Below are 2,939 nucleotides of genomic sequence, written 5' to 3'. Positions count from 1 at the left end.
AAAAAAATCACAGCCCCTTCCCAAGCTGTGATTCCTTTTCAACTCAATACTCCTCCGCCAACAGCAGCGTAATATGATCCACATCGTCGATCATATACGCCTTGTCGTTTACCTCCACGTCGGTCGGTATGAAATATTCAAGCTTAGCCTCGGGGCATTCCTGCATATGATAAATGTGCAGGAATTTTTTCTGCCCCTTGACTTCTGTAACTATCTCGAAAACTTGCAGATAATCAAGCTGTCCGCTGACCTTTTCTCGCATTTGCTCTACGGCTGAAAATAACGCCACTTGCAATTCAATAGGGAAGTTTTCTGCCACGCCGCTTGTGACGTATCTGCTTCCGCTAAATGTGTATGCCATAAAATACCTCCTAATAATATTCCCCCACCAGCACCCTAGCCTCCTCGATACACTCCCTCAACATACTCCTGTCGCAAAGCATACCCTCTATCTCTTCGTCCGTGTAACCCATATCGTAAAGCAGCATAAGATCCTCCTGCGATACACCGAACATTCCGCATATATCAAAAAGTTCATCATCGTCATAAGCGGGTTTTCTGTATCCATAATAGTTCCAACCATAGCAAAATTCGTTCGGTACAAAGCTGCTTTTCTCAAAACGCCCACGCTTGTCAATGCTTATGATCTCGCCCTCTGTGACCTTTATCACTTCAAAAGGCAGCTTTTCAAGGAAACTGCCTTTCAGCACGTTCTTCATAATGTCCTCAGTAGACGTGTACACATACAGCCCTAACTGCTTGTAATGGATAAGGCAGAGCGGATTGTCGCCCTTTGCTATGAAAAGCTTGTTCTTGTCGCTCAGTATCGTGAATACGAACGAACCCTCTACCGCCTCTGACATCTTCGCTATGGTCGTGAAATTAAGTCTGCCGTATTTCTCGATAAGCTGTGCGGCAACGTAGCTGTCAGTTTCTATCTTGCTTTTCGGCAGATGTTCAGACTTTGCAAGCTGGCTGTCGTTGTAAAGCACACCGTTGTGACATAAAGCAAAAGACCCGTCCGCAGTTTTGCCTGTGAACGGGTGGTTATTGTAAATGTACCTAGCGTCGCCTTGCGTAGTCATTCTCGTATGACCTGTGAAGATAACTGTGTCCTCAGGCACATAAAGCCTTACCTTGTGAGCAGGCTTTGCTCTCTTGAAAACTTTAAGTTCGCCGTGTTTCACATACGCTATGCCCGTTGCGTCCTTGCCCCTTACCTCTGACTCGACGGATAATCTGTTGATAAGTTCTTTCATCTCGCTCCTGCTGAGCGAACGTCTGTAATTCACAAATCCAAATATCGCACACATAGTTAATCCTCCTCGCTGACAGGCTCGTTAACATAGAGCCTTTTCTCTTTCAGATACCTGATAAGCTCTGTATATTCAGGCTTTATGCCCAGCACAAAATCCGCCCAGGATTGCTTGTTCAGCTCATCGTCATTAAGGCAAACTGCATTTTCGCATATGCTGTCTACAAGTTCAAGCGTCGCCATAAAGCTGTTGAATTTTAGAGTGCCCCTGAACAGCCTTATCTCAACAGTATCAGCATTTGTTATGTTCACACAGGCATATCTGCCCTTAGTGCTTTTCTTTGCCTTTTCAAGTATCTCTTTCGGCTTGTCATTGTAACCGTGTCTTGCCGCCCAGCGGTCAACGCTGTATGCAGTACGGCGAGAAAATTTGAAAAGCTCGTTCCAATGGCTCTCGAAAAAGAACATTATTCGGCTTATGACTTCTTCCTGTTCCTCGTAGGAATATCCAAGCTGTTTTCGGCCTATATGGACGTGAAGTCCGCAGGTAGACGTATTATGCGAACGGTAGCCAAGGGCAATGGCTTTTTTTACTATCTCGTCCCACGGGAATTTCTTTCGATGAAAATCTATTGAACAAGGGTGGCTGACAAGTTCCATTCCCTCGTCCAGTGAGCCGTCAGACTTTATGTAAAGCACTTCATTCTGAACATTAGCTGTATCATATATCTTTTCCGCGTTATCATCGTATCTTCCCGCACCGTCTATCTCCAGTTCAACGCCGTAAAAACGCACGTTGTCTTCTTTCGGCAGTTTGTAGAACACTGGCTTAGGCTTGTAGTAATAATCATTGATGTAGTCGCCGCTGTCACAGCAATCGTCATAACATTCACGGCAATAGGCGTTATCGCCGCGCCAGTAAGTATCGTCTGAATGCACGATAGTTTCGCAGTTTGAACAGCGGTAGTAATGATTATCATAGCAATCTGTGCAGAGGATAGTGTTTTCATCGCTCACGGTATTTCGTTCGATACAGCGGTCGCCGCAATGGTCGCATACCACAGTTTCGTTATCGTAGCAATCCTGACAAAGTATCTCGTTTTCGACTTCATAGCATTCCGCCTCGTCCTCTAAAGCGCAGCCGCAAATGCTGCAATAGGTAAGTTCGCTCATTTTAAAACTCCTTTACAAAATACAAAAATTAAAGGCAGACCCGAAAGCCTGCCCTATGGTGTTCACTCGTCCTTATCTGCTATGTAGGTGATGATCTCCTGCGCTATCTCCGCCAGCACGCTGCCCACAAGCACGAGTATAACTTTAGCTTTGTTCATCGTAACGCCCTCCTTTCTGCATTTGCGTTACTTCATAAAGATGATGTATATTTGTAAAGATCAAGTTTCCGAAAAGTGCCGTACTAAACCGCCGAACATTAAGATAAACCGATATTTTTTGAAAGGAATGATAAATTATGTTTGACGATATACCCGACATCCTTACCGCTAAAGAATGTCAGCAGCTTTTAAAGATTGGCAAAAACTCTATGCTCCGTTATCTTAAAACAGGGGAGATAGAGGGTTTCAAGATCGGCAGCAGGTGGAGGATTTACAAGTTTAGTGTTATTGAGTTTTTGAGGAAGAGGTGAAAAAAGAACCGCCCCTGTACTGTGTTTTTCAGTACAGGGGCG

The 2,939-nt window shown here is 44.7% G+C and carries 4 protein-coding genes; 1 reads left to right on the top strand and 3 read right to left on the bottom strand.

Translation table 11 applies throughout. The features are described from left to right. Positions 1–43 precede the first annotated feature (43 nt). Genes AB5Z01_RS13570 through AB5Z01_RS13560 form a run of 3 tightly spaced genes read right to left on the bottom strand, consistent with a single transcriptional unit; the run spans position 44 to position 2,428 of the window. A complete protein-coding gene (locus AB5Z01_RS13570; RefSeq protein WP_195221038.1) occupies positions 44–361 on the bottom strand; it encodes a DUF960 domain-containing protein in 318 nt (105 codons plus the stop codon). Positions 362–371: 10 nt separating this feature from the next. Then, positions 372–1,313 (bottom strand): glucosamine--fructose-6-phosphate aminotransferase, encoded by a 942-nt coding sequence (locus AB5Z01_RS13565; RefSeq protein WP_287216427.1) that lies wholly within the window; start codon positions 1,311–1,313, stop codon positions 372–374. A 2-nt stretch (positions 1,314–1,315) separates the two neighbouring features. Then, positions 1,316–2,428, bottom strand: coding sequence for an amidoligase family protein (locus AB5Z01_RS13560; RefSeq protein ID WP_287216428.1), 1,113 nt, complete (start codon positions 2,426–2,428; stop codon positions 1,316–1,318). Positions 2,429–2,723: 295 nt separating this feature from the next. On the opposite strand from AB5Z01_RS13560, the gene AB5Z01_RS13555 reads away from it, so the two are divergent. Further along, on the top strand, positions 2,724–2,897 hold the full coding sequence (locus tag AB5Z01_RS13555; RefSeq protein WP_038672127.1) for a helix-turn-helix domain-containing protein: 174 nt from the start codon (positions 2,724–2,726) through the stop codon (positions 2,895–2,897). Positions 2,898–2,939: the final 42 nt, after the last annotated feature.

The sequence above is a fragment of the Ruminococcus sp. RTP21359st1_H3_RTP21359_211015 genome (genome assembly GCF_040909065.1).
In the GTDB taxonomy this organism is placed as follows: domain Bacteria; phylum Bacillota; class Clostridia; order Oscillospirales; family Ruminococcaceae; genus Hominimerdicola; species Hominimerdicola aceti.
The sequence above is the reverse complement of the archived record's forward strand: the minus strand, read 5'-3'. Positions and strand labels throughout refer to the sequence as shown.

What these genes read in the sequence shown, in the direction of transcription:
- AB5Z01_RS13560 (WP_287216428.1), bottom strand. Translation starts at nt 2,428, where the DNA reads ATGAGCGAACTTACCTATTGCAGCATTTGCGGCTGCGCTTTAGAGGAC.
- AB5Z01_RS13565 (WP_287216427.1), bottom strand. Translation starts at nt 1,313, where the DNA reads ATGTGTGCGATATTTGGATTTGTGAATTACAGACGTTCGCTCAGCAGG.
- AB5Z01_RS13570 (WP_195221038.1), bottom strand. Translation starts at nt 361, where the DNA reads ATGGCATACACATTTAGCGGAAGCAGATACGTCACAAGCGGCGTGGCA.
- AB5Z01_RS13555 (WP_038672127.1), top strand. Translation starts at nt 2,724, where the DNA reads ATGTTTGACGATATACCCGACATCCTTACCGCTAAAGAATGTCAGCAG.